The sequence below is a fragment of the Arthrobacter sp. D1-17 genome (genome assembly GCF_054130535.1).
In genome coordinates this window covers 118941-143469 of record NZ_CP096382.1, presented here as the reverse complement: position 1 = coordinate 143469, position 24529 = coordinate 118941, and the positions used below count along the sequence as shown (strand labels likewise).

Genomic DNA, 24529 nt, shown 5'->3' with positions numbered 1-24529 from the left:
CAGGATGGTGCGTTATTTTCGACGACTAGCTGGTGGAACTGGTGGAGATCCGGTGGAGCCATTCGAGAAAGAGCTTGAGTTCCGAGCTGGAGAGCTGGTCCGAGTGGGATGCCTGCAGTGCCGCGTTCAGGGCGATGGCGGCCACCACCACTGAGGACTTCCCTGATTCGTCCTGGCCGGTTGTCCTTGCCTGGTCCGTGGACACGGCAAAGATCATGGCGTCCCGGGTCATGGTGGAAAGTTCAAGATTCCGGTCGGCCGCGGCTTCCGAAATCAGCATGAGCGTGACGCCGACGTTCGCTGCCAGGATGCTCCTGGCGGCTTCCCGCGGCTGGACGTTCAGCTGTCCGGCCGCGGCGGCCTTGTTCAGCATCTCCTCCATCAGGGCTTCGGCATCGGCCACAATGGCCGGGCGGCTTTCTGGGCGGATATTACCGAACATGACCAGATACAGTTCCGGCTGATTGAGGCCGAACTGCACGTGGTTGTCCCACATCCGACGGATGTCTTCCAGCGGATGCCCTGACGGGGCGAAGTCCCTCTCACCGGCGACATATTCTTCAAAACCCGCGGAGACGACCGCGTCAAACAGGCCTTCCTTGTCACCAAAGTGGTGGTAAAGGGTAGGTGCTGACACACCGGCCAGCTGCGTGATCTGCCGGGTGGAAACCGGCGCGCCCCCGGACTTGGCCAGCAATTCGGCCGCTGCGCGCAGCAGCCTCATTTTGGGCGGCAACTGGCCATCGAAACTCATAACCGCTACCCTAGCACCTATAGCAACGCTATATGAACTGCATCACATACAATTTTTTCAGGCACCGTACAAGCAGCTGTATCGAACAGCCCGGACCGTCCGGGAAGAGACCGCGGGCCTGGCTACCGGCAGAGAATGAGGACCTTCAGTGCAGAACTTCCCAGGAGTTGGCGTCAGCCCCGGCCGCGTCATCGGCACCATCCGCCAGATGCCCAAGCCCATCAGCGAACCTCCGGCCGGCGAACAGCTGCCTGCCGGCACCACGCCGGAAGAGGCCACAGCCGCATTGAAGGCGGCCGCCAACGCCGTCCATGATGAGCTGCGGGCCCGCGCCGATCACGCAAGCGGTGACGGCAAGGCCGTCCTGGAAGCCACCGCCCTGATGGCGAAGGACACCATGCTGATTAAGGGCGCCGCGAAGCTCGTCGCCCGCGGGGTATCCGCCCAGCGGGCCATCTGGGAATCCGGGTCCTCGGTTTCCGAGATGCTGCATAACCTTGGCGGCTACATGGCAGAGCGTGCCACCGACGTGCTGGACGTACGCGCGCGCATCGTCGCCGAATTGAGGGGCGTGCCTGCCCCGGGCATCCCGTCGTCGGAAACGCCGTTCATCCTCGTGGCCGAGGACCTCGCGCCCGCCGACACCGCCACCCTGGACCCGAACAAGGTCCTCGCGCTGGTGACCGCCGGCGGGGGTCCCCAGTCGCACACTGCAATCATCGCCCGCTCACTCGGACTCCCGGCAGTGGTGGCAGCGGTGGGCGTGGATGAACTGCCCGAGGGCACCGAGGTCTACGTCGACGGCGCCGCAGGTTCGATCACCGCTCACCCGGACGAGTCGCTGCGTGCTGCAGCCGAGGCCTGGGCCACGACGGCGTCCCTCCTTGCGGACTTCAGCGGTACGGGCACGACGGCGGACGGCCACGAGGTCCCGCTGCTCGCCAATGTGGGCGGTGCCAAGGATGCGGAGGCTGCCGCGAAGCTCGGGGCCCAGGGCGTAGGCCTGTTCCGCACCGAGTTCTGCTTCCTGGAGCGTGATACCGAACCGAGCGTCGAGGAGCAGGCCGCCGCGTACAAGGGCGTCTTTGATGCCTTCCCCGGCAAGAAGGTGGTTCTCCGCACGCTGGATGCCGGAGCGGACAAGCCGCTCCCCTTCCTTACCGACTCCACGGAGCCCAACCCGGCCCTGGGCGTCCGCGGCTACCGCACCGACTTCACCACTCCGGGCGTCCTGGAGCGGCAGCTCGAGGCGATCGCCCTGGCCGAAAAGCAGTCCGGAGCTGACGTCTGGGTCATGGCCCCGATGATCTCCACAGCAGAAGAAGCCGCCCGGTTTGCCACCATGTGCGCGGAAGCCGGCATCAAGACTCCGGGTGTCATGGTAGAGGTCCCGTCTGCCGCCCTCACCGCCGACGCCATCCTGCGCGAAGTTGCCTTCGCCAGCTTGGGCACCAACGACCTCACGCAATACGCCATGGCAGCGGACCGCCAGCTCGGACCTCTCGCGGGACTGAACACACCGTGGCAGCCTGCCGTCCTGCGCCTCGTGGGACTGACCGTGGAAGGTTCCAGGGCTGAAGGCCACAACAAACCGGTGGGCGTGTGCGGCGAGGCCGCGGCGGACCCGGCCCTGGCCGTCGTCCTGACCGGACTCGGCGTGACCACGCTGTCCATGACCGCCCGGTCCCTGGCGGCCGTGGCCGCCGTCCTCAAGACGGTAACGCTGGCCGAGGCGCAGGAGCTGGCCAAGCTGGCCCTCTCCGCACCCAGTGCCACCGAGGCGCGCGCCTGGGTCCGCGAAAAGCTGCCCGTGCTGGAGGAGCTCGGCCTGTAACCGCGCCGACGACAACAGGCAAGTGACAAGAGGCAGGCACCCAAAGAATCGGGGTGCCTGCCTCTGCCTTTTGGAACCCGGGCCTTCTGGCCTAAGCGGTGACGCCGTCGTCCGCGGTGCTCGCCCAGGTGAGGATAGCCCGGGCAACAGCCTCAGGTGCACTGTCCTGCGCCACGTGGCCGCAGCCCGGCACTTCCACCAATGACCCAAGGCGCGGCTGGTTCGCGAGTTTTTCACACCACGGCCGGCGGGCAATGGGGTCCCTCGCGCCTCGCAGCACAAGCACGGGCTGGGTCACTTCACGCGTCCGCTGCTCCATCGGATAACCGAGCATCACCGGCAACTGTGTTAGGTACCAGCGCAGTCCGGTCCTGAAATAGTCGCCGAACACCACGATGTTGGTGGACGGCTTTTCACTGAACAGCGCGTCGCGGGTGAGCGCGAGGGCATGCCAGGCTGTACTTTTCCTGGCAGGATCCACCACCGGGCCCATGAGTACAACACGGCTCACGAGGTCCGGCTGCAGCAGTGCGAGCTCGACGGCGAACTGCACGCCCATGGAGTGGCCCACCACCACGCAGGACTGGACGCCCTCATCGGCGAGGACGGCTGCAACGAAAGCGGCATATTCAGCGACGGACACCTGGTGTCCGGGGCGCGGCGTGGCGCCGTAGCCCGGCAGATCGAACGTATGGACGACGGCGTCACGCGCCAGAGTACCGGCGGCAATGCTCCGGGCCAGTTCCTGGTGCAGCTTTGACAGATAGCGGTGCGAGACCCCGATGCCGTGGAGCAGCACGTAGGCCTGGCGCCCGGTCTCCGCTCTGCCGGCCGCGCATCGGGCCGCGGGCCGGGCTGCGGGTCCGGCCGGCATTGTGGCGGCGGCATTTCCGGCCGCGCTGGCCGCGCCGGTACCCGGCCCGGGGTCCACTACTGATGAGTAAAGGCGGCCTGTCAGGCCGTTCACCGTAATGTCCCGTCCGCCTTGCAGCTGCATCCGCCGAGCATACCTGACCCGCGTGCTTGCCTGGGGAAGCACCGGGATCTCCACTGCGGCCAGCGCTCTGCACTGCCAGCAGTTAGGCTTTCTGCCATGGCACTGATAGCTCCCAGGGTGGCGGGCGCACTCCCTGCTGAGGACGCGAGGAAACTCCAGCAAGCGCTCGACGGCGGCACGGACATCACCGTCTTCGTGGACGGCACTGTCCACCGGCTGCCGCCCCAGGCGAGGGACGCCGTCGTCGACCTTCTCTCCAGGTTCAGCCGCGGTGAGGCGGTGACGGTCAGCAGCGTCGAGGAAATGCTGACGACGTCGCAGGCGGCGGAGCTCGCGGGCATCTCCCACACCTATCTGCGGAACATGACAGACCGCGGCGAGATCCCCGTGGAGTATCGCGGCACGCACCGGCGGATCCGGCTGGCGGCCATCATGGCGTGGCTGGAGGGGCAGCGCAAGAGAGAGGCGGCCGCGGAGCTGGCCGCCGACGCTGCTACTGACGCCTCTCCCGGAGGTGGAGGTCACCGTGGCGGAGGCAAAACAGGAACGGGCGGGAAGCCAGGGCGAACATGACGCAGCGCCGCGCCTCAATGACACGGTGATAAGGATCAAGCAACGATCCCCCGAAACGAGGGAATCCAAACGGTACCCGGGGTTACTCTTTATTCGTGTTGAGATTCCGGGGGTTGCACATCATGGCGGGCATTGGCGCCATGGGCGTGGCTGCCCTACTCGGAATGCTCATGGAACTGAGCAACACGGCGATCTTCACATCCAGCTGCGTGGTGTACGTCGCGGTCTCAATGTGGACGGAAAGCCGGATCGCCCGGCGCCGCAGCCAACTTCAGGGTCCTCCGCCGGCCGAATCCGCCGTACCGCATCCCACTCCTGAAACAGGCGCCAGACAGCTGTCCGCACAGGAACAGAATCCTCATGAGTCCCGCCAGCAGCGCCGGCGGGAAACCAGGGGCGGCAACGCCGCCTGACGTCCCCAGGTCGCGGGCTGCTAGATTCTGGGCCTGCCCGCCCAGCGCCGCGCCTTAAGCGCTGCATGCAGCTCCAGCCGGACCATGCCCCGCAAAGGGTCCACGCCCAGCAGCTGCCGGATCCGGCCCAGCCGGTTGTAGATGCTGCTGCGGTGCAGGTGCAGTTTCGCGGCGACTTCCTGGACGGAGCCGTCGTTGTCGTAGAACAGCTCCAGGACGGGCAGCAGCTCGCCGTTGCGGTCATGGTCCTCCAGTGCCCGGAAATTCACGGAACCGGCGTCGCCCCACACGCCTGCACCGGCGCCGGACGAGGCCAAAAGCTGATAGACGCCCGTCGCCCGGCATTCCACCAGTTCGCCAAGCTGGGCATCGACTGCCGCTGCCTGGGCGGCCACCTTCGACTGCCGGTACGCCTCGGACAGCTCCTTCGGTCGGCTAAAGCCCTCGCTGATGCCGAGGATGATGCGCTGCACCGGGCGCCCCGCACGTTTGGCCAGTTCCAGCTGGTAGTGCACCAGCACCTGCGCGTGGCTGGCCCGGCCTGACGATTCCCGGAACAGCACCACGGAATGGGTTTCGGTTCCGGCGCTGAACAGGGCCGCGTCTACTCCGATGGTTGCCTGCAGGGCTGCGGAGCGGTGGATCAGCGTCGCCGCGATCGGGTCCGGCCCGGCTGCCCAGCCGTCGGCGTCGAGGACCGTCACCAGCTGCCACGGACCGCGGTCCTGCACTTCCTTCCAGCCCGCCACGGCGGCCACGGCGTTGGCCTCCCCTGCGCAGGCCGCCAGGAACTCGCGTTCGCGGCTCCGCCGGAATTCGGACTCGGCCGTGTTCGAATCCAGCAGCAGGCCGGAGAGCAGCTCAAGCTCCTCCCGGACGTCGGGCAGCTGGCTGAGTATCGCCGTCGCGCTTTCCTCCTCCAGGTCCTGCTGCACCCAGAGGTAGCCGACGCGGAAGCCGCGGACCATCAGCGGGACGCACACGCGTCCGAGCATTCCCAGCTCCTCGTTGGCGGGAACGACGACGGGACGCACGGCGGTGGCGATGCCGTGCGAGAGCTGCCACGCCTTGACGTCGACCGGCACCCGCTTGCTGAGGAGGAAGTTCACGCGGACCCGGTCGGCGTGGGACTGGTTGGAGCTGTAGGCGAGCAGGAGCCCGTCCAGGTCCTCGAGCGACAGTCCGCGGCCAAGCTTCTGCGCCACCCGTTCCACGAGCTGTTCCACGTCCTGCTGCATGCAGCAAGACTACGTCCCGACGCTCACTCGCCGCGAACGGACAGCAGGCGACACTTGACGCTTGCAGGATCGACAAACGTCGAGTCAGGAAGAGCAAAAACCGCGTGAATTCGCGGATCTCGCTTCGTGCCCGGGACACCCATCCTGTCATCTGCCTCACAGCCGGATCTATTCTGGAAACACAACTCGCCCGTAACTTTCCGGCCCACAAAGCCACCGACCTTGGAGCCCAAAAATGATCATCGGTGTCCCCAAAGAAATCAAGAACAACGAATTCCGCGTCGCCATCACCGCCGCCGGCGTCCACGAGTTCCGCACGCACGGCCACACGGTCCTGGTAGAGCGTGGCGCCGGCCTGGGCTCGGGCATCACCGACGAGGAGTACGCCATCGCCGGCGCCGAGATCGTCGCCGACGCGGACGACGTCTGGGGCCGTGCCGACATGGTCATGAAGGTCAAGGAACCCATCAAGGCCGAATACCACCGCTTCCGCAAGGGCCTGATCCTCTTCACCTACCTCCACCTCGCCGCCGAACCGGAACTGACCCGGGAGCTCATCAACTCCGGCGTCACCGCCATCGCCTACGAAACGGTCCAGGAAGGCCGCACCCTTCCGCTGCTCGCCCCGATGTCCGAGGTAGCCGGCCGGCTCTCGGTGCAGGTCGGAGCCACCTCCCTCATGGCCCCCGCCGGCGGCAAGGGCGTGCTCCTGGGCGGGGTCCCCGGCGTCCGCCCGGCCAAGGTCGTGGTCCTGGGCGCCGGCGTGGCCGGCACCAACGCCGCCGCGATGGCCCTGGGCCTCGGCGCCGACGTGACCATCCTGGACATCAACATCCACCGCCTGCGCGAACTCGACGCCCAGTACCAGGGCCGCCTAAAGACCGTGGCCTCCAACAAGTACGAGATCGAAAAGTCAGTGGTCGACGCCGACCTCGTCATCGGTTCCGTCCTGATCCCGGGCGCCAAGGCGCCCAAACTCGTCACCAACGAACTCGTGGCCCGGATGAAGCCCGGTTCCGTGCTCGTGGACATCGCGGTGGACCAGGGCGGCTGCTTCGAAGACACCCGCCCCACCACGCACCAGGAACCCACCTACAAGGTCCACAACACGATCTTCTACTGCGTGGCCAACATGCCCGGCGCCGTCCCGAACACCTCCACCTACGCCCTGACCAACGTCACGCTCCGCTACGGCGTGGCACTGGCCAACCTCGGCGTCAAAGCCGCCTTCGAGAAGGACCCTGCCCTCGCGGCCGGCCTGAACATCGCAGCAGGCCATGTGGCACACCACTCCGTCTCCGAGGCCCACAACCTGCCCCTGGTAGCGGACTGGCACAAGCTGGTCACCGCGTAAGTCACGTCGGCGCCGGGACGGCAGCCATCCCCGGGTGCTCGCTCCTTCGTCACTGAGACGCGCGCTTCCGGATGGCCCCCGTCCCGGCGTTACCCGAGCTGCGCCGATGCCAGCTGGCGCGCCTTTTCTATTAATTTGAGGACTTCCACCGGACCGGCCGGGTCCACCGGGAGCGGCAGCGCGGAGGCGCTGCCGCCGTCGGAAATCTTGTCGGCGAGGATCCGGTAGAACTCCGGGTAGGCGCCGCGTTCGGTGGACAGCCGGTCGAGGTGTCCGTCGCGCCCCAGCTGCCCGGCCCATTCGCGGGCTTCCACCCCGTAGTCGGCGTCCAGGGGGCTGCCGCCGGCCACGATGTACGGCTCCTGCGGATCCACGCCATGCTTTGTGAAGGCGCCCTCGGTGCCAAGCAGCCGGTACCGGGGGCCCTGCTGCGCGCAGAGCATGTTCATCCAGAGGTGGCTCAGCACGCCCGACCCGTGCCTCAAAACCAGAAAGCAGTCATCGTCCGTGTTTTCACCGGGCCGCCGGGCCTCCAGCTCCGCGTGGACAATCTGGCCGGGGCCGAACAGTTCCAGCGCCTGGTCGATGAGATGGGTGCCGAGATCGAACAGGACGCCGCCGCCGGTCGCCGCGGTCGCTTCCGCCTTCCATGCCTTGGACACGTCCGGCGACCAGCGCTCGAACCGGGATTCGAACCGCGTCACCTGGCCCAGCGCCCCGGCGTCGAGCAGCTTTTGGACGGTCAGAAAGTCGCCGTCCCAGCGCCGGTTCTGGAACACGGTCAGAACGCGGCGATGGCGCTGCGCCAGCCCAATCAGCTCCTCGCCTTCCACGCTCGTCACGGCGAACGGCTTGTCCACCACGACGTCAAGCCCCGCTTCCAGCGCCGCCTTCGACAGCGGATAGTGCGTCGCCGGAGGGGTTCCAAGGACCACAAGGTCAAGGTCGGCCGCCAGCGCCAGGACACCATCGCCGTCGGGCACTGTTTTTACGCCGGGATAACGTTCGGCGGCGGCAGCCTGGCGGACGGCGTCCGACGTCGCGATGACGTCCAGCGAGTACCGGGCATCGGCAGCGATCAGCGGAGCGTGAAAGACGCTTCCGGCAAGGCCAAAACCGACGACGGCGGTCCGGATGGGCGCGCGTTCACCGGGCGGCTGTTCCGGGCGGGACATAGGCGAGGAGGATTCGGTGCTCATGCAGCAACGCTACTCCGCGTTTGCCGCCCCGGAGCCAGACCCAGAGGCGGATCCCAACCCAGAACCGACCAGGCGCGTAACGAGTTCCCGCCATGACGCCTCCAGCCGCTTCGGAGAAACGCCGTGCACACGGACGGCGTGGAGCAGGCGTTCGGGGTCGAGGGTGGCGCTCAGCGACATGGCCATGAGCCACGGGTCCGCGTCGAAACCGGCCTCACGCAAGAGATACTCGATGTGCCGATGCCACAGCACGACCGCCGGCACCTCGAAGCGGTTGTACACCGAATGGTCGGCAGCCCTGGCCAGGTCACCGTATTCCAGCACGTAACCAATGCGACCCGCACCGAAGGCGACCAACCGCTCGAGAGGCGGCGCGCCCGGACCCAGCGGCGGCGGGCCGAACATAAAACGGCTTTGGAACTCAGCCTCGGCGTCGCTGAGCAGCGTCATCATCAGCCCTGCCCGGCTGCCGAAGCGGCGAAACACCGTCCCCTTGCCGACGCCGGCCCGCTCAGCAAGCTTGTCCATGGTGAGTCCATCAGCACCGCATTCCTCGATCAGCTGGCGGGCGGCGCACAGCAGCAACTCCCGGTTGCGCGCGGCGTCGCGGCGTTCCTGGCCCGCAGCGGCGGGGGCTGCGGAGCGGATTGGGATGAGGCTCACAATCATTATTCTAGCCCGGGGAATAATATCCGGACCGCAGTCCGTTTAGTATCAGTGAAGGCATCAACGCCTCGACACCCAGCCGCCGCGGACGCTCCGCGGCCTGACCCAAGGAGTTCACATGTCCAAGAACACCGTCCTCGCCCTGGTGGGCAGCCTTCGGGCCGATTCCATCAACCGCAAGCTCGCCGAAGCCATCCAGCTCAACGCTCCCGAGGATCTCGAGATCGTGATCTGGGAGAGCCTTGGCAACCTCCCGTTCTACAACGAAGACATTGACGTCGAGGGCCAGGTCCCCCCTGCCGCCGCCGCGCTCCGCACCGCGGCCGGTGAGGCCGACGCCCTGCTCCTGGTCACCCCCGAGCACAACGGCACCATGCCCGCCTCCCTGAAGAACGCCATCGATTGGCTGTCCCGCCCGTACGGGGCCGGCGCCCTGACGGGCAAGCCCACCGCCGTCGTCGGAACCGCCTTCGGTCAGTTTGGCGGCGTCTGGGCGCAGGACGAGGCCCGCAAGGCTGCCGGCATTGCCGGCGCCCGCGTCCTTGAGGACGTCAAGCTCGCCGTCCCCGGCTCCATGGTCCGCTTCGCGGAGACTCACCCCAAGGACGACGCCGAGGTTGTCGAGCAGATCAAGGGCATCTTCAGCGCCCTCGAAGCAGCCGAGAAGGCTGAGGCTGCAGCCTAGCCTGCCCCGCCCTTCACCACCTCAAACGCCCCCGCGCCGGACTGGCACGGGGGCGTCGGTGTTTCCGGCCCACGGCCTCCGTGACGCCCGCCCCCACCCCCCACGCGCGACGGCGCAACCATTCTGTGACTGAGCTGCAGCCGAACTGACACCGGCACCGCATTCCACACCCCATTATGCGGATCTAACGTTGATGTACGGGACGTACCGGAACAGGTTGATGTACGGGAACAGAGAGTGCGGTGCAGATGAAGACCAGCCGGGGAGGCAGGGCACGTACGACGGCGGCCGCCGCCTTCTGCCTGCTGCTTCCGTTGTGGCTGGGGTCCTGCATGCCGGCGCCCGCAGAGTCAGGAAACGCCGGCGCCGCACAGCCACCTGCCGCAGCGCCTGTTCCTGAGCCGGCCCCGGCTCCCAGCCCGGCCACCTCCCCTGAAGTGCCTGCTCAGGGCGGTTCGGTTCAAGGTTCTGGTGCAGAACCCGGTGCTGCTGTCGGGATCGAGCCCGGTTCGGCAGCCCTCCCGCCACAGTCCGGTGCACTTCCTGTCCCCCCTGGCGGAACGGGGCAGGGCGGTGCGGGGCAGGGCAGTGCTGGGCAGGGCAGTGCTGGGCAGGGTGGAGTGGGGACGCCGGGCCCCATCCCGTCAGGACCTTCATCCCCGGGATCCCCTGAGGAACCCGTCTCGGGACCGGCCCCGCAGCAATTGCCTTCGGCTGGGACACCTGCCATACCGCCACAGGCAGGCAAAGACCCGGGCACCGGCGGTGCGGGTGCCGGTGCCGCACCGGGTACCGGTGCGGGACCAGGCGGAACAGGCTCAGGCGGAACAGGCTCAGGCGGCGCCGGTTCCGGCGGGCAAACAGGCACCCCCCAAGGGGCGGCGGTCTACTACGTGGCGCTGGACGACGGCGGCAGCTCCGGCGTGCGTTTCGGCTGCAATGACAGCCTCGTTCCCGTCCACCACGCCGACCCCGTCGTTCGTGAACCACTGCAAGCCGCCATGGGCCGTTTGCTGTCCGGAGGCGCACCGCCGGCCGGCCTGTACAACGCACTGTCATCCTCCACGTTGCAGTACGTATCCGGTTACCTCGACGGCGCCACGGTGGTGGTTAATCTCACCGGCGCCGTTCAGCCCGGCGGAACCTGCGACATTCCCCGGATCGACGCCCAGCTGACCCACACTGCCGTTACCGCTGTTGGCGCCATCCGCGCAGAAATCTACGTCGATGGCGTCCGGCTGGCCGATGTCCTGGGCCTGCGCTAGGTGTCGCTGGCAGCCCCGGTTCCGGGCTTCGGCGCAAACAGGGCATCCATCTCGGCATGGCTGGGGGCTCCGGCCAGTTCGGACCAGTTGCCGTAGCCGAGGACTTCCTCGGCTACCCGGGAGACCGTTGCATAAGCCGCCTTCGCCGTATTGCCGCCGATGCTGATTCGCCGCACACCGGCGTCGTGCAGTTCCCCCACCGACGGCGCGCCCACGCCGGCGAGCGCGTTCAGCGGCGCCGGTATCCGCCGGGAGAGCTCGTGCAGCACGTGCAGGTCGGTGACGCCGGGAACGAAGATACCGTCCGCGCCGGCCGCCAGGTACGCCGGCACGCGCCGGAGCGTCTCCTCGAACGCCGAATCGGGGAAGTGGCCCGAGAGGTAGGTGTCGGTCCGGGCATTGATGAAAAGCCGGACTCCCGATTCCTCTGCGACCGTCCTGATAATGGCGATCCGGCGCGCTTGTTCGGCTGCGTCAGTCAGGGTCTCACCACCGGAGTCCTCGATGTTGACGCCCACGGCACCGGCCGCCAGCACTGCCTGTATGGTCCGCTCCAGCAGGGTGTCGTCAAAGGTGCCGTCCTGTCCCGCGTAACCGGCTTCAACGTCCGCCGTTACCGGCAGGTCCGTGGCAGCGACGATCCTGGCTAGCGCCTCCAAGGCCAGCGCAGGCGGCAGCTGATTGCCGTCCGGAAAGCCCAGGCTCCAGGAGATGGCTGAACTTGATGTGGCCAGCGCATGTGCTCCGGCCTGCTCCACCAATTTCGCCGACGCCGCATCCCACACGTTCACGAGCACCAGGGGCTCGGGCCCTTCTGCATGGAGTCCGCGGAAAACTGCGGCTTTGTCGGAGGAGGCAGGAAAAGACGGCGAACTGGTCATGGCTCCATCCAATGCGGTCGGAGGTGGAACGTAAAGGGACCAGACAGTGGGTCCTCGTTCTTTGTCAACAGTCGTTGCCTGCGCGGCAACAGTTCGTTGTATCCTTGGCTTTGTGACCCACGAAACAATTGACGGCGCCGAAGCCGTCCTCCCTGCCGAAGCCATTGACGCGATCGAACGGGCGGCCACGTCGGCCCACCGCCACGAGCAGCTGTTTTCCGCGCGGGCGGCAAACATCAAGCAGTCGGCCGTCCGGGACGTCTTCGACATCTCGCTCCGGCCGGGGCTCGTCTCCCTGGCCGGCGGCAGCCCCTACCTGCAGTCGCTCCCGCTGGACCGGCTGGCCCGGACCGCTGCCGACATCATCGCCGCAGACGGGCTGACTGCCCTGCAGTACGGCGCAGGCCAGGGCAGGGAGGAACTCCGGGCCCAGATCTGCGAAGTGATGGCCGCCGAGGGCATTCTGGATGCCGTCCCCGAGAACGTGGTGATCACTGCGGGTTCGCAGTCAGCGCAGGACATTGCCACTAAAGTGTTCTGCAATCCGGGCGACGTCGTGCTCGTGGAGGAACCCACGTACGTCGGGGCCCTGAACACCTTCGAGTCGTACCAGGTGCAGGTCGAGGCCGTGGAAATGGACGACGACGGCCTGGTGCCTGAGCTTCTCGAGGCCCGGATTGCGTCGCTCCAGACCGTCGGAAAGAACATCAAATTCCTTTACACGATCCCCAACTTCAACAACCCCTCAGGCATCACCCTCGCGCAGGAACGCCGGCAACAGATTATGGACATCTGCCGCCGCGCCAACATCCTGGTGCTGGAAGACAACCCCTACGGCCTCCTGCGTTACGAGGGTCAGTCACTGGAACCACTGCGCGCACACAACCCGGACGACGTTATCTACATGGGATCGTTCTCCAAAATCTTCGCCCCGGGGCTGCGTATCGGCTGGGCACTGGTACCCGCGCATCTGCAGCGCCGGTACTACCTCGCGGCGGAGGCCGTGACGCTCTGCCCGCCCACCTTCAACCAGATGCTGGTCTCGGCCTACCTCCGGGAGTACGACTGGAAGGGCCAGATCGAGACCTACCGCGGCCTGTATGCGGAACGGTGCCACGCCATGCTGGCGGCCCTGGAAGCATACATGCCCGCAGGCCTGAGCTGGACGCGGCCGGAGGGTGGCTTCTTCGTGTGGGTCACGCTTCCCGCGGGTGTGGACACCTACCCCCTGCTGCACAAGGCGATCGATGCCGGGGTCGTCTTCATCCCGGGTGCGGCCTTCAGCCATTTGGATGAGCCGTCCAACAAGCTGCGGCTGGCGTTCAGCGCTGTGCCCCCTGATGCCATCACCGAGGGCGTACGGCGGCTCGCTCCTGTGCTGCAAGAAGCCATAGATGCACTCCGGTCAGGGCATACTGGGCTCTGACGCAGCGAAGCAAAGGAGCGGCACCATGAGCGGAATCATTGTTGTAGGCGTGGACGCCAGCGGCACTGCACGCAAGGCGGCAGAGACCGCCCGGGACTTGGCGGTGGCGCTGGACGCGACCCTGCATGTGGTCTCGGCCTTCGACACCGACCGGACCGAAGTGTACGGCAGCGGCAGCGACAAATGGATCGTTTCCGATGCCGGAGAAGCGGAGAAGGTGGCCCGCGACATCGCTGCCAGCCTTGCGGTTGCCGGACTTCCTGTTACCTACTCGTCTGCGCGCGGCAAGCCTGCTGACGCCCTCGTCAGGGAAGCCGAACGGCTGGAGGCCCGCATGATCGTGGTGGGCAACCGCCGCATGCACGGCCTGGGCCGCGTACTGGGCAGCATCGCCAACAGCGTTGCCCACAGCGCCTCCTGTGACGTGTACATCGCCAACACATACGGCGCCGACTAAGCGCTGGCCGGGCGGTGCAGCAGTCCGGGGTGTTGACCCGGGTCACGCTGCCTGGTGGGCAGTCTCACCCGGTTTTCGGGGGAATGCGTGGTGCAGCGGCGATAAAATTAGAGGTGCCCCCGATGGTGCGGACAAACCACAGCACCTACCAGCGCCAGGACCTCAAATGCTTACGCTTCAGCGACGCCAGCTTGTCGGCCACGACATTCTTCTTGCCCGCCACGGCAACCACATCTGCTCGATGCGGCTCGACCGCAGCGCCGGCCGGGTCATCGCGCTGCTGGACGATGGCTCGGTGGACAGCGCCCCGAACGTCATCTCCCCTGACCTGCAGCTTCCTGAGACCATCCAGAGCGTGATGCGGGAGGACTGGAAGTTCCTGGCCACCGTCACCGGCTCCGTGGCCGCCCTCGCCGGCCTCATGATCGCGGCCGCGTTCAGCCTCGCCGGCGTTTCGGCCGATCCCGCACTGGCCGAGCTGATGACCACATACCCGGCGTACTAGACCGCCGCACTTCTCCTCCCCCGCTCCGCACCACGGACTCCCCTCGCCCACCATCGCACGCAGGCACTGCGCGAACGGGCGGGCGCTGCGCGAACGGGCAGGCACTGCGCGAACGGGCAGGCACTGCGCGAACGGGCACTTGAGGCCCCCAACTCCTCGAAGTTGGGGGCCTCAAGTGCCCGTTCGCGCGTGTTCAGTTGCGTGCAGACTTTCAGTCCAGCAGCAGGGCGGGCTCTTCCAGGATGGCGGCAACGTCGGCCATGAACCGGGCGGACAGGTCGCCGTCCACCACCCGGTGGTCAAACGACCCCCCAAGCGTGGTGATCCAGCGCGGAATGACCTCGCCGTCCAACACCCACGGCTTCTGCTTGATCGTGCCGAACGCCACGATCGCCACTTCGCCCGGGTTGATGATGGGCGTTCCCGTATCAATGCCCAGGGCGCCTATGTTCGTGATGGTCAACGTGCCTCCCTGCATCTGCGCGGGCTGCGTCTTGCCGGCGCGTGCCGTGGTGGCCAGGTCGTTCAGCGCCAGGGCCAGCTCCTTGAGGGACAGGTCCTGCGCGTTCTTGATATTCGGAACCATCAGGCCCCGCGGAGTGGCCGCGGCGATGCCGAGGTTCATGAAGTGCTTGACCTGGATCTCGGCGGACCCGTCCGGGCTGTCCACCCATGTCGCGTTGACGCTGGGGTTGCGCGCCGCAGCCCATATGACTGCCTTGGCCAGGATCAGAAGCGGGGAGACCCTGATCCCCTCGAAGTCGCGTGAGGCCTTGAGCCGCTTGACGAATTCCATGGTGCGGCTGGCATCCACGTCAACGAAAATGCTGACGTGCGGGGCGGAGAAGGCTGAATCCACCATCGCCTTCGCTGTGGCCTTGCGGACGCCCTTGACCGGAACCCGTTCGATCCGCTGTTCCTGCGGCCGGCCGGACTTGCCCCAGAACGTGTCCGCCTTGTCCAGTTCCGCGTCCCGCTGTGCCTGGTAGCTGACCAGGTCCTCCCTCGTCACCTCGCCGCGGGCTCCAGTGGGGATTACGTCCGCGAGGTCAATCCCCAGGTCCCGTGCAATCTTGCGGACCGGGGGCTTGGCGAGAACCTTGTTCACCAGCCCGGTGATGGCACCCCCGAAGGTGGGTTTTTCCGCCGTCGGACCGTTCATGGCGCCCGCTGCAACCTCGGGGTTGGTTATGCTGGTCGAAGCCGAGGCCCCGTCCGCCGAAACCCCACCGCTGGATGGTCTTGGCGGAAGGCCGGGCTCGGCCACTGGAACGGGCCGGGCGGAAGGCTTCCGCGGGCGTCGCTTCACGGCGTCGGCCTTCGGGCCGGAACCCACCAGCGGGCCACCCGGCGGCGCACCGGCAGCAGCGCCGCCGTCGGACAGCGTTTCGTGGCCGTGCTGGTGCAGCTTCCCATACATGAGCGGCTCGGGCTCAGCCTCCTGCAAAGGGGGCAGCGGGACGTCGGCCGGAGTCGGATCACCCGCAACGTCGTCCGAAACGCTCACGATGGGAGTACCGACGTCGACCGTCACTCCTTCGGGTACGAGCAGTTCCCGGACGGTCCCGGCGAACGGGGACGGCAGTTCCACCAGGGACTTGGCCGTCTCGATCTCGCAGAGGACATCGTTGATGGCGACGGAGTCGCCCGGCTTGACCTTCCACGAAACGATCTCGGCCTCGGTCAGGCCTTCCCCCACATCGGGGAGGTTGAACTTGTTGAGAGTCATGGTGTCCTCGGGTTTCGAAAGCTCAGGGCGGCCCGTGCGTGAGCGTCCACGGGCGGATCTGCAGGAGGGGAAGCGTCAGCAGGAAAAGGCGTCAGTAACTGAAGGCACGGTCCAGCGCCTCAAGGATGCGGTCGATGTCCGGCAGATAGTCCTCTTCAACCTTGGCCACGGGGTAGGGCATGTGGAAGCCGCCCACGCGGATGACCGGGGCCTCGAGGGAGTGGAAGGCGCGCTCACTGATGCGGGCGGCGATTTCCCCGCCGATTCCGCCAAACGTCGGGGCCTCGTGTGACACGATCAGCCTGCCGGTCTTCTTCACGGATGCTTCGATGGTGTCGAAGTCGATCGGCGAGAGGGACCGCAGGTCGATGACCTCGATGCTGCGCCCGTCCTCCTCAGCGGCGTTTGCCGCCGCAAGGGCCACAGGAACCAGGGGCCCGTACACCACGACTGTGGCGTCAGTACCTTCCCGAACAACGTGCGCCTTGAACGGGTCCTCGGCCAGGCCGGCGGATTCGATGTCCACCTCGCCCTTGAGCCAGTAGCGCCGTTTGGGCTCGAAGAAGATCACAGGATCCTGGCATGTCACCGCCTGCTGGATCATCCAGTAGGCGTCGTGCGGGTTGGACGGTGTGATGATGCGGATGCCGGCGGTGTGTGCGAACAGCGCTTCCGGGGATTCCGAGTGATGCTCAATGGATCCGATCCCGCCGCCGTAAGGAATGCGGATGACCACGGGCACCGTAAGGTTGCCGTTGCTGCGTGAATGCATCTTCGCTAGCTGCGTGGTGATCTGGTTGAAGCCGGGGAAAACGAAGCCGTCGAACTGAATCTCGGCCACGGGCAGGTACCCACGCAGCGCCAGGCCGATTGCCGTACCGATGATTCCAGACTCGGCGAGCGGTGTGTCCACAACGCGGTCCTCGCCGAACTCAGCGATCAATCCGTCCGTCACTCGGTAAACGCCGCCAAGCGGCCCAATGTCCTCGCCCATCAGCAGCGTCTTGGGGTTGTTGCTGAGGGTGGCGCGCAAGCCTTCGTTGATGGCCTTTGCGATCGTCATGGTGGTCATCAGTGGCCAGCCCCTTCTGCAGTCCCCTCGCCGGCAAATCCTGCGCTGTACTCCTCGAACCAGGCCAGCTCCTCGGCTACCAGCGGGTGCGCCTCGACGTAGGTGTTGGCGAAGGCCGTCCGGATGTCCGGCGTGTCCGAATCGTAGGTGGATTTGCGGATGTAGGCGGCCAGTTCATCACCGTCAGCTGCCACCTGCTTGAAGAAGGCATCGTCGGCCATGTTTTCTGCTCGGAGGTACTTCTCCAGCCGCTCCAGCGGATCCTTGGTCCGCCACAGCGCCTCCTCGGACGACTCACGGTACTTCGTGGGGTCATCTGCGGTGGTGTGCGCACCCACACGGTAGGTGAAGGCCTCGATCAGCACCGGGCCGTTGCCCTGCCGGGCGTGCTCGAGAGCCCATTCGGTGACAGCGTGCACGGCAATGACGTCGTTGCCGTCCACCCGGATGCCGGGGAAGCCATAGCCCTTGGCGCGGTTGGACAGCGGAATCCGCGTCTGCACCGTGGTGGGCACGGAGATGGCCCAGTGGTTGTTCTGGCAGAAGAAGACAACCGGAGCCTTGTAGGAGGAGGCAAACACCATCGATTCGTGGACGTCGCCCTCGGAGCTGGCACCGTCACCGAAGTAGACCATGACGGCGGCTTTCGGTTCGGCAGACCCGTCCACTCCTTGGGCCTCGAACCCCTCGGCGGCCCTCCGGGCCTCAGCCAGCCGCTGGTCGCGCTGAATCCCCATGGCGTACCCCACCGCGTGCGGCGTCTGGGCAGCGAGCACCAGCGTGTACAGGTGGAAGTTGGTGTCCTTCGGGTTCCAGCCGCCGTTGGAGATCCCGCGGAACTGCCGGAGGAGCTCTGCCAGGTCCACGTTCCGCGTAAGGGCCACACCGTGTTCGCGGTATGTGGGAAAAATATAGTCCTGCGGCTGGCTGGCCCTGCCGGACCCTATCTGAGCGGCTTCCTGTCCGGTCAGAGGCACCCAGAGTGCCAGCTGGCCCTGCCGCTGGAGGGCGGTGGCCTCCTGGTCGAAGCGCCGGATGGCTGCCATGTCAGCATAAAAGCCCCGCAGCGTTTCCGCGTCCAGGCGGTCGGCGTATTCAGAGAACACCGTGTCGCTGCTGAGCTTTCCGTCAGGTCCAAGCAGCTGGACCATCTCCGCCGGGGGTTCTCCCAGGGCAGCCTCGGCCTCGGCCTCTAGCTGGTCGTCCACCCCGGTTCCTTCGAACTCGGTGGTGGGCAGATGTGTTGCGCCCATACCGTCTCCTTGCCTGCCGCATGCGGATGCGTTGCAAAATCGCTGGGATATATTCCTCACTGGGAATACATTCCCTACAAGGCATATATTTTGGCTTACTGTTCCTTACTTTATCCGGCGTAGGTAGGGCCGGGGGTTTATTAACCGCTAGGAACGCCGTGCCGGTTTTGTATAGACCGCACAGAGCTCAAGGAATCGGGCGTTCGCCTCGGGCTCACCGATACTGACCCGCACGCCCTCATCCCCAAAGGCACGGACCGACAGCGCCCGTTCCCCAGCCAACTCGGCGAATTCGGCACTGTTCGCACCGAGACCCAGCCAGACGAAGTTCCCCTGCGCCTCCGGAACGAACCAGCCCAGGTCGCGCAGACCTGCCGTTACGCGCTCCCGCTCGTCCACCAGGCTTTGTACCCTTTCTACAACCTGGTCGAAATGCTCGAGCGACACGACAGCAGCCTGCTCGGCAATTTGCGACACGGCGAAGGGGGTGGCGGCGACCCGAAGGTGCTGGGTTAGCCCGGGCTGGGAGATGCTGTAACCAACGCGAAGGCCCGCCAGCCCATGGGCTTTGGAGAAGGTCCGGAGCACCGCCACATTCGGGTACTTCCGGTACATCCGGATGCCGTCGACTGCATCGTCTGCACGCACGAACTCCTGGTACGCCTCGTCGATGACCACCACGACGTCGGATGGAACTGCGTTGATGAACCGCTCGGTCTCCTCGGTTGTCAGGATGGGGCCCGTGGGGTTGTTCGGGGTGCACAGGAGAATCACCTTGGTGCGCACCGTGACGGCCGCCGCCATGGCGTCAAGATCATGCCTGCCATCGGAGGTCAGGGGGATCTGAACGCTGTGGGCCCCGGCGAGGCCTACGGAGATGGGATATGCCTCGAAGGACCGCCAGCCATAGATGACTTCGTCGGCCTTCCCGTCCTCGTTCTGTCCTGCGAAGGCGGCCAGGAGCTGGTTGAGCGCCCCGAGGCTGCCGGCGCCGGTGACGATGTCCTCAGCGGGCACATCCAGGAAGCCGGCCAGAGCGGTCCGGAGCTTGGTGCTTAGCGGATCGGGGTAGCGGTTGAAGTCCGTTTGCGAGGCGATTGCCTGGGCCACCGCCGGGATCGGCGGGAGCGGGTTTTCATTCGAGGACAGCTTATAGCTCGCCAGGCCCTCAACGGCGACGGGGGGCCTGCCCGCGGCGTAGCGGGGCAACCGGTCAACGACCGGCCGCGGCCTGACGCCGCCCGCCATGGTCTCTGATGAAGTCATGCCAACTAGCCTACTTCGCCTCTGTAGCACGGTTGCGCTGCTGTCCGGGCCAGGATCGGACCGCCCGTGACAGCAGGGTGACCGCTCAGTAGCGACGGCCAGTGTGAAAGCATGGGCGCATGCGGTCTTTCATTGTGCGGGTGCTCATCAACGGACTGGCTCTCTGGATCGCCAGCTGGATTCTTCCCGGGCTGGACATCACCACGTCTGCGGCCACTGAAGCCATTGCGAAGACCGGAGTCACACAAGGAACGGACGCAGCGGGCATCGTCCTGGCATACCTGTTCGTCGGCCTGATCTTCGGCCTGGTCAATGCCTTCGTGCGCCCGATCGTCAGCTTCCTGTCGTTGCCCATCACCATCCTCACCTTGGGCCTGTTCACCATCGTCATCAACGCGGCCATGCTGTACCTGACGTCATGGATCAGCAGCCACACCCCGATCAACTTCACCATCGATTCCCTCTTCTGGACCGCGGTGCTGGCGGCCATCCTTATCACTCTCATTTCCCTTGTGGCCGACAGGATCCCCGGTGCACGCCACCGCTGACTCCCGGGGCCAGGGCTCCAAAACTCCTGAGCTCCAGAGCTGGCCGGTCCTACCGGCCCTGCCTGGCAGCTGATCCCTTTTCCCCCGGTGTCTTCTCCGCGGATGTCTTCCCAGCCGCCACCTTTCCTTCCGTTGACTTGCCTTCTTCCGATGATTTGCCTTCAAGGGTGCGGATGCCCGGTTCAATCGCAGGGATTTGCCCCGCGAACGGATGCTGGGTCTTCGGAGTGCGGACCAGCTGAAAGCGTGTTGCCGTTGCCCCTCCCCCTGCCCCCACGACGGCAGCGAGAGCCGCTGTGGATGCCATGAGGGACGGATCGCTGCTGGCTGCGACCGCGCGGGCTCCGTCTTCATAATTGATGAGCCGATGGCCCGGCCCGAGCCCCGGATCCTCGCCGGGCGGCGTCAGCAGACGGTCCTGGAGCGTCACGGTGACACGGTCCCGAGTATCAGGATTCGGCGCTCCGTCGGCGCCCGGCACCCAGTCCTGCCGGTGTTCCAGATGCAGGCTGGTAATTCCCGGTGCTGGGGTAATGCCGCCCACGGGGGACCCCGCCGTCAACACGTATCTAAGGTCGTACTCTGTGAGGAACGCCTTGTCCTGGCTCAGGTTCATCGCATGAATCCCGCCCTGGCTATAACCAACGGCCACCACCTGCGCGCCTGCCTCCGCCCCCGCCTGCCGCAAAGCGGACCTGATAGCCGCACTCGTATGCTCGGACCCGAATCCAAGCGCCTCTGCAATGCCGGCCTCGTCAAACGGGTTGGGCCCGCCGGTGTTTCCGGGCTGCGTTCCGGGGACAACCACGATAAATGCTTCGCTCCCACCACCGGCCGTCCTGATGACTTCGATGGTTCCAGGATTGCCTGCATCCAGCGTGCGGGCACGGGCGAGCAGCCCGGCGGGGGAGGCGTCCAGATCGACGTCTGCGCTCGTGCCGGGGAAGGCGGCAACCGGGCGGGGCATGAGATCAGGCCTCACTCCCTCGACCAGCGCACGGGTCACGATGGGGATACCCGTCCCTTTCATTCCGGTCTCAGCAGCCATGGCGAGGGCCTCACCCATCAACATCGGATTCGTTCCGGTCAGGGCCACCAGCATCAGCGGGTAGCTGCCCGTCAGCGCCTCGGAGCTGTCCCTGTTGAGCAACCGGCCGACATCCAGACTGAGCGGGTCGGCCGCTCCGCCGGGGAACGCATCCTGCAGCTGTGGGGGCACGAGCTTCAATGAGTCGGTGCTGAGCCGCAACTGGGACGCGGCCTCGTATTCAGCCTCCTCATACTCCTGCAGACAAGCCTGCACCTGGCTTCCAATGTCCTGCAGTTCTGCCCGCACAGCCGCGACAGCGCGCCGCCCCTCCCAGATTGCCGTGACGGATTCGACGCCGCTGGACGGCGGATCGTTTTGGTACTGCCCGAGCTCCGACCAGATCCTGTAGGCAGCCGCCTCCACTGCTGCCAGGTCCCGCGCCAGGCCACCCAGCCCTCGTGCTCCCGCGCCGAGTTCCTCTAATTGGAACGAGATGCCGGCTACGCCGCCCCGAACCAGCAGATGTCCGTCCTGCACAGGCTCCTGCGGCCGAAGGGGACCGCCGCTCCCCAACGGCGTCACTTCGGGCATCAGTAGTCCGCCGCCCTCGTCGGGAGGGAGGACAACGTCACGTTCCGGGCGTGCTGGCGGATGCTTTGCGCCGCGATCTCCATTCGCTCCTTGGCCCTCCGCAAGGCGGCGGCTTGCAGCCCGATGTTCATCCTGTATGCCACGCCTGCGGGGGACTGCCAATCCGCCAGTTGCAGCTGCGAAAGTCTGGCCAGGACTGCGTCGACCTCCCCCACGCACGTCTCGGCCTGCGCTGCCAGGAGCTGTACCTCAAAGCTCCGCGATGAGCACGCGGCCGCATCCGCGTCGGTGATGTTGGTGCTCATGAATCCCCCCGTTCCTCCAGCCGGTGCTTGCTGACTCTGAGGCTAGGGAAGGAAGCAGCGCGGGGTAACACCCGCCGTCGCCCATGTGGAGAAGCCTGCAGCACACCGCCTGGTGAGGAGAGGTCACAAGCACCGGCGGGCTTCGGCGGGTGTCGGAGTTCATGAAAGAATCAGTGGCATGCCTGAAACTGCCGCCACAGCTGACACCCGTACGCCTTCCGGACGCCTGGCCCTCGCCGCCTCCGAGGAACACATTGCGCTCGGCCCGCTGGACGGCCGCTACCAGTCCGCCGTCGCTCCCCTCGTCGACTACCTGTCCGAGGCGGCTCTCAACCGGGACCGCGTCGCTGTCGAAGTGGAGTGGCTTATCCACCTGACCAGCAACAACGTCCTGCCGGGGGCCGGTCCGCTGACAGAGGAGCAGCAGCAGCAGCTGCGCGCCATCGTCACCGAATTCGACGCCCGCTCCGTGGCCGAACTGGCCGAAATCGAGGCCGTCACGGTGCACGACGTCAAGGCCGTCGAGTACTACATCGGCCGCCGCCTGCCCGCGGTCGGCATCGAGAACCTCACCGCGATGGTGCACTTCGGCTGCACGTCGGAGGACATCAACAACCTCTCCTACGCCCTCGGCGTGAAGGGCGCTGTGGAGGACGTGTGGCTGCCCGCCGCGCGTGCCCTTGTGGCCCAGATCAGCAAGATGGCCGAGGACAACCGCTCGGTACCGATGCTGTCCCGCACCCATGGCCAGCCGGCAACGCCAACAACACTGGGCAAGGAACTCGCCGTCATCGCGCACCGCCTGGGCCGCCAGCTGGACCGGATCGCTAAGACGGAGTATCTCGGCAAGATCAACGGCGCCACGGGCACTTACGCTGCGCACGTGGCTTCCGTCCCGGGCGCGGACTGGCAGCAGGTTGCCAGGTCCTTCGTGGAGAACCTGGGCCTGACGTGGAACCCGCTCACCACGCAGATTGAAAGCCACGACTGGCAGGCCGAGCTGTACGCCGACGTCGCCCGCTTCAACCGGATCCTGCACAACGTCTGCACGGACATCTGGAGCTACATCTCGATCGGCTACTTCGCGCAGGTTCCCGTTGCAGGCGCCACCGGCTCCTCAACAATGCCGCACAAGGTCAACCCGATCCGCTTCGAAAACGCCGAGGCCAACCTCGAGATCTCCTGCGCACTGCTGGACGTGCTGGGTTCCACGCTCGTAACCTCCCGCTGGCAGCGGGACCTCACGGACTCCTCCAGCCAACGCAATATCGGCGTGGCTTTCGGCCACTCCCTGCTGGCCATCTCCAACGTAGCCAAGGGCCTGGAGCGCCTCGACGTCGCGGAAAGCGTGCTCGCCGAAGACCTTGACACCAACTGGGAGGTCCTGGGGGAGGCCATCCAGATGGTCATGCGCGCAGAGGCCATCGCCGGCGTCGCGGGCATGGAAAACCCGTACGAGCGCCTCAAGGACCTCACTCGCGGGCAGCGCGTGGACGCCGCCCGCATGCAGGAGTTCGTCCAGAGCCTGGGCCTGTCCCCGGAAGCCGAGGCGCGGCTGCTTGCCCTCACGCCGGGCAAGTACACGGGCATTGCCGACCAGCTGGTGGACCATCTGAAGTAAGTACGACGGCGGTGCCGGACTTTGTTGCCCGGCACCGCTTCCTTTGAGCCGCTTTCGGCAAAACGCGGAGCGCCTCAGTTCCCGACGACGACAAGGAAACGCAACCATGCGGCTGCTGCTCATCCGCCACGGTGAAACTCCCGGCAACGTGCTGGGACAGCTGGACACAGCCCACCCCGGCCCCGGCCTGACCAGGTTGGGGGAGCGCCAGGCTGAAGCCCTTCCCCGGGCACTGGTAAACGAGCCCATCGGCGCGTTGTACGCGTCGACACTTGTCCGCACCCAGATCACTGCCCGCCCCCTGAGCCGGGAGCTCGGGCTGGACGTCCAGGTCCTGGACGGCATTCATGAAATCGAGGCCGGCGCCTTGGAAAAGCTCACCGACCACGAGTCCCACCGCCGGTACATGAGCACCGTCTTCGCATGGGCTGACGGTGACTTTGACCGCCGGATGCCTGCCGGGCCGAACGGGTATGAGTTCTTCGAACGCTACGATGCCGCCATTGCCAAAGTGGCAGCCGAGGCTGCGGGAGCTCCGGACTCAGCCGCTGTTGCCGTCGTGAGCCACGGCGCCGCCATTCGTACCTGGGCAGGGCGCAGGGCGGGCAACATCGACATGGAATTCGCAGCCCGGCACGTGCTCGCGAACACCGGCATCGTGGCGCTGGATGGCGATCCCGACGCCGGCTGGAACCTGATCCACTGGGACGCCAGCCCGGTGGGCGGCCTGGCTTTGGCTGATCCCGCGGCCGAAGACCCGATGGGGAAGACCACCGGGTGAGCGCCGGGCCCCCTGACAAGCCCCGCCAACTGTTCCCATGGCGCTTACCGGCAGGAAACACCGCGGTAACGGCGGCCCTCTAGCCT

Annotated in this window: 24 protein-coding genes; 12 read left to right on the top strand and 12 right to left on the bottom strand. The window is 66.3% G+C overall.

All coding sequences use genetic code 11. The annotated features are described in order from the left end of the window. Window positions 1–25: 25 nt before the first annotated feature. Window positions 26–754 carry a TetR/AcrR family transcriptional regulator gene (locus M1E01_RS00685; protein ID WP_457973214.1) on the bottom strand — a complete coding sequence of 243 codons (729 nt, stop codon included), beginning with the start codon at window positions 752–754 and terminating at the stop codon, window positions 26–28. Between the two features lie 148 nt (window positions 755–902). On the opposite strand from M1E01_RS00685, the gene ptsP reads away from it, so the two are divergent. After that, window positions 903–2588 carry a phosphoenolpyruvate--protein phosphotransferase gene (gene ptsP, locus M1E01_RS00680; RefSeq protein ID WP_457973213.1) on the top strand — a complete coding sequence of 562 codons (1686 nt, stop codon included), beginning with the start codon at window positions 903–905 and terminating at the stop codon, window positions 2586–2588. Between the two features lie 91 nt (window positions 2589–2679). Here ptsP and M1E01_RS00675 read toward each other — a convergent pair whose 3' ends face one another. Beyond that, window positions 2680–3585, bottom strand: a complete 906-nt coding sequence (locus M1E01_RS00675) for an alpha/beta fold hydrolase (RefSeq protein ID WP_457973212.1) — start codon at window positions 3583–3585, stop codon at window positions 2680–2682. 96 nt (window positions 3586–3681) lie between these two features. Between M1E01_RS00675 and M1E01_RS00670 the strand changes: the two genes are divergently transcribed. Further along, window positions 3682–4158 carry a helix-turn-helix domain-containing protein gene (locus tag M1E01_RS00670; RefSeq protein WP_457973211.1) on the top strand — a complete coding sequence of 159 codons (477 nt, stop codon included), beginning with the start codon at window positions 3682–3684 and terminating at the stop codon, window positions 4156–4158. A gap of 95 nt (window positions 4159–4253) precedes the next feature. After that, entirely contained in the window at window positions 4254–4571 is a 318-nt protein-coding gene (locus M1E01_RS00665; protein ID WP_457973210.1) for a hypothetical protein, read from the top strand. A gap of 20 nt (window positions 4572–4591) precedes the next feature. On the opposite strand, the gene M1E01_RS00660 is transcribed toward M1E01_RS00665, so the two are convergent. Beyond that, the gene (locus M1E01_RS00660; RefSeq protein ID WP_457973209.1) at window positions 4592–5809 is read right to left on the bottom strand and encodes a PucR family transcriptional regulator; all 1218 of its coding nucleotides are present in this window, start codon (window positions 5807–5809) and stop codon (window positions 4592–4594) included. A gap of 235 nt (window positions 5810–6044) precedes the next feature. Between M1E01_RS00660 and ald the strand changes: the two genes are divergently transcribed. After that, window positions 6045–7163, top strand: coding sequence for an alanine dehydrogenase (ald, locus tag M1E01_RS00655; protein WP_457973208.1), 1119 nt, complete (start codon window positions 6045–6047; stop codon window positions 7161–7163). An 89-nt stretch (window positions 7164–7252) separates the two neighbouring features. Here the strand turns inward: ald and M1E01_RS00650 are convergent, their stop codons facing one another. Both M1E01_RS00650 and M1E01_RS00645 read right to left on the bottom strand, forming a co-directional pair. Further along, a complete protein-coding gene (locus M1E01_RS00650) occupies window positions 7253–8362 on the bottom strand; it encodes a Gfo/Idh/MocA family protein (RefSeq protein ID WP_457973207.1) in 1110 nt (369 codons plus the stop codon). A 9-nt stretch (window positions 8363–8371) separates the two neighbouring features. Then, window positions 8372–9025, bottom strand: coding sequence for a TetR/AcrR family transcriptional regulator (locus M1E01_RS00645; protein WP_457973206.1), 654 nt, complete (start codon window positions 9023–9025; stop codon window positions 8372–8374). Between the two features lie 121 nt (window positions 9026–9146). On the opposite strand from M1E01_RS00645, the gene M1E01_RS00640 reads away from it, so the two are divergent. Further along, entirely contained in the window at window positions 9147–9713 is a 567-nt protein-coding gene (locus tag M1E01_RS00640; protein WP_457973205.1) for an NAD(P)H-dependent oxidoreductase, read from the top strand. 704 nt (window positions 9714–10417) lie between these two features. Next, the gene (locus M1E01_RS00635; protein ID WP_457973204.1) at window positions 10418–10978 is read left to right on the top strand and encodes a GerMN domain-containing protein; all 561 of its coding nucleotides are present in this window, start codon (window positions 10418–10420) and stop codon (window positions 10976–10978) included. On the opposite strand, the gene M1E01_RS00630 is transcribed toward M1E01_RS00635, so the two are convergent. Beyond that, on the bottom strand, window positions 10975–11859 hold the full coding sequence (locus M1E01_RS00630) for an isocitrate lyase/PEP mutase family protein (protein ID WP_457973203.1): 885 nt from the start codon (window positions 11857–11859) through the stop codon (window positions 10975–10977). The genes M1E01_RS00635 and M1E01_RS00630 overlap by 4 nt on opposite strands. Window positions 11860–11971: 112 nt before the next feature. Between M1E01_RS00630 and M1E01_RS00625 the strand changes: the two genes are divergently transcribed. From M1E01_RS00625 to M1E01_RS00615, 3 genes are all read left to right on the top strand, one after another. Next, a complete protein-coding gene (locus M1E01_RS00625) occupies window positions 11972–13285 on the top strand; it encodes an aminotransferase-like domain-containing protein (protein WP_457973202.1) in 1314 nt (437 codons plus the stop codon). 25 nt (window positions 13286–13310) lie between these two features. Continuing rightward, complete coding sequence (locus tag M1E01_RS00620; protein ID WP_457973201.1) at window positions 13311–13742, top strand: universal stress protein; 432 nt, start codon at window positions 13311–13313, stop codon at window positions 13740–13742. Window positions 13743–13908: 166 nt separating this feature from the next. Next, complete coding sequence (locus M1E01_RS00615; RefSeq protein ID WP_457973200.1) at window positions 13909–14247, top strand: hypothetical protein; 339 nt, start codon at window positions 13909–13911, stop codon at window positions 14245–14247. A gap of 211 nt (window positions 14248–14458) precedes the next feature. Here the strand turns inward: M1E01_RS00615 and M1E01_RS00610 are convergent, their stop codons facing one another. The 4 genes from M1E01_RS00610 to M1E01_RS00595 form a co-directional block, all read right to left on the bottom strand. Continuing rightward, window positions 14459–15976, bottom strand: a complete 1518-nt coding sequence (locus tag M1E01_RS00610) for a dihydrolipoamide acetyltransferase family protein (RefSeq protein ID WP_457973199.1) — start codon at window positions 15974–15976, stop codon at window positions 14459–14461. A 91-nt stretch (window positions 15977–16067) separates the two neighbouring features. Next, window positions 16068–17048 carry an alpha-ketoacid dehydrogenase subunit beta gene (locus tag M1E01_RS00605; protein WP_457973198.1) on the bottom strand — a complete coding sequence of 327 codons (981 nt, stop codon included), beginning with the start codon at window positions 17046–17048 and terminating at the stop codon, window positions 16068–16070. Then, on the bottom strand, window positions 17048–18301 hold the full coding sequence (locus M1E01_RS00600; protein WP_457973197.1) for a thiamine pyrophosphate-dependent dehydrogenase E1 component subunit alpha: 1254 nt from the start codon (window positions 18299–18301) through the stop codon (window positions 17048–17050). The genes M1E01_RS00605 and M1E01_RS00600 overlap by 1 nt, the downstream gene beginning before the upstream one ends. A 147-nt stretch (window positions 18302–18448) precedes the next feature. Then, window positions 18449–19567 carry a histidinol-phosphate transaminase gene (locus M1E01_RS00595; protein ID WP_457973196.1) on the bottom strand — a complete coding sequence of 373 codons (1119 nt, stop codon included), beginning with the start codon at window positions 19565–19567 and terminating at the stop codon, window positions 18449–18451. Between the two features lie 119 nt (window positions 19568–19686). Between M1E01_RS00595 and M1E01_RS00590 the strand changes: the two genes are divergently transcribed. Beyond that, window positions 19687–20115, top strand: a complete 429-nt coding sequence (locus tag M1E01_RS00590; protein WP_457973195.1) for a phage holin family protein — start codon at window positions 19687–19689, stop codon at window positions 20113–20115. 49 nt (window positions 20116–20164) lie between these two features. On the opposite strand, the gene M1E01_RS00585 is transcribed toward M1E01_RS00590, so the two are convergent. Next, window positions 20165–21682, bottom strand: coding sequence for a hypothetical protein (locus M1E01_RS00585; protein ID WP_457973194.1), 1518 nt, complete (start codon window positions 21680–21682; stop codon window positions 20165–20167). 53 nt (window positions 21683–21735) lie between these two features. Continuing rightward, window positions 21736–22041 carry a hypothetical protein gene (locus M1E01_RS00580; protein ID WP_457973193.1) on the bottom strand — a complete coding sequence of 102 codons (306 nt, stop codon included), beginning with the start codon at window positions 22039–22041 and terminating at the stop codon, window positions 21736–21738. Between the two features lie 178 nt (window positions 22042–22219). Between M1E01_RS00580 and purB the strand changes: the two genes are divergently transcribed. Both purB and M1E01_RS00570 read left to right on the top strand, forming a co-directional pair. After that, a complete protein-coding gene (gene purB, locus M1E01_RS00575) occupies window positions 22220–23662 on the top strand; it encodes an adenylosuccinate lyase (RefSeq protein ID WP_457973192.1) in 1443 nt (480 codons plus the stop codon). Between the two features lie 106 nt (window positions 23663–23768). Continuing rightward, window positions 23769–24443, top strand: a complete 675-nt coding sequence (locus M1E01_RS00570) for a histidine phosphatase family protein (protein ID WP_457973191.1) — start codon at window positions 23769–23771, stop codon at window positions 24441–24443. The last annotated feature ends 86 nt before the right edge of the window (window positions 24444–24529 follow it).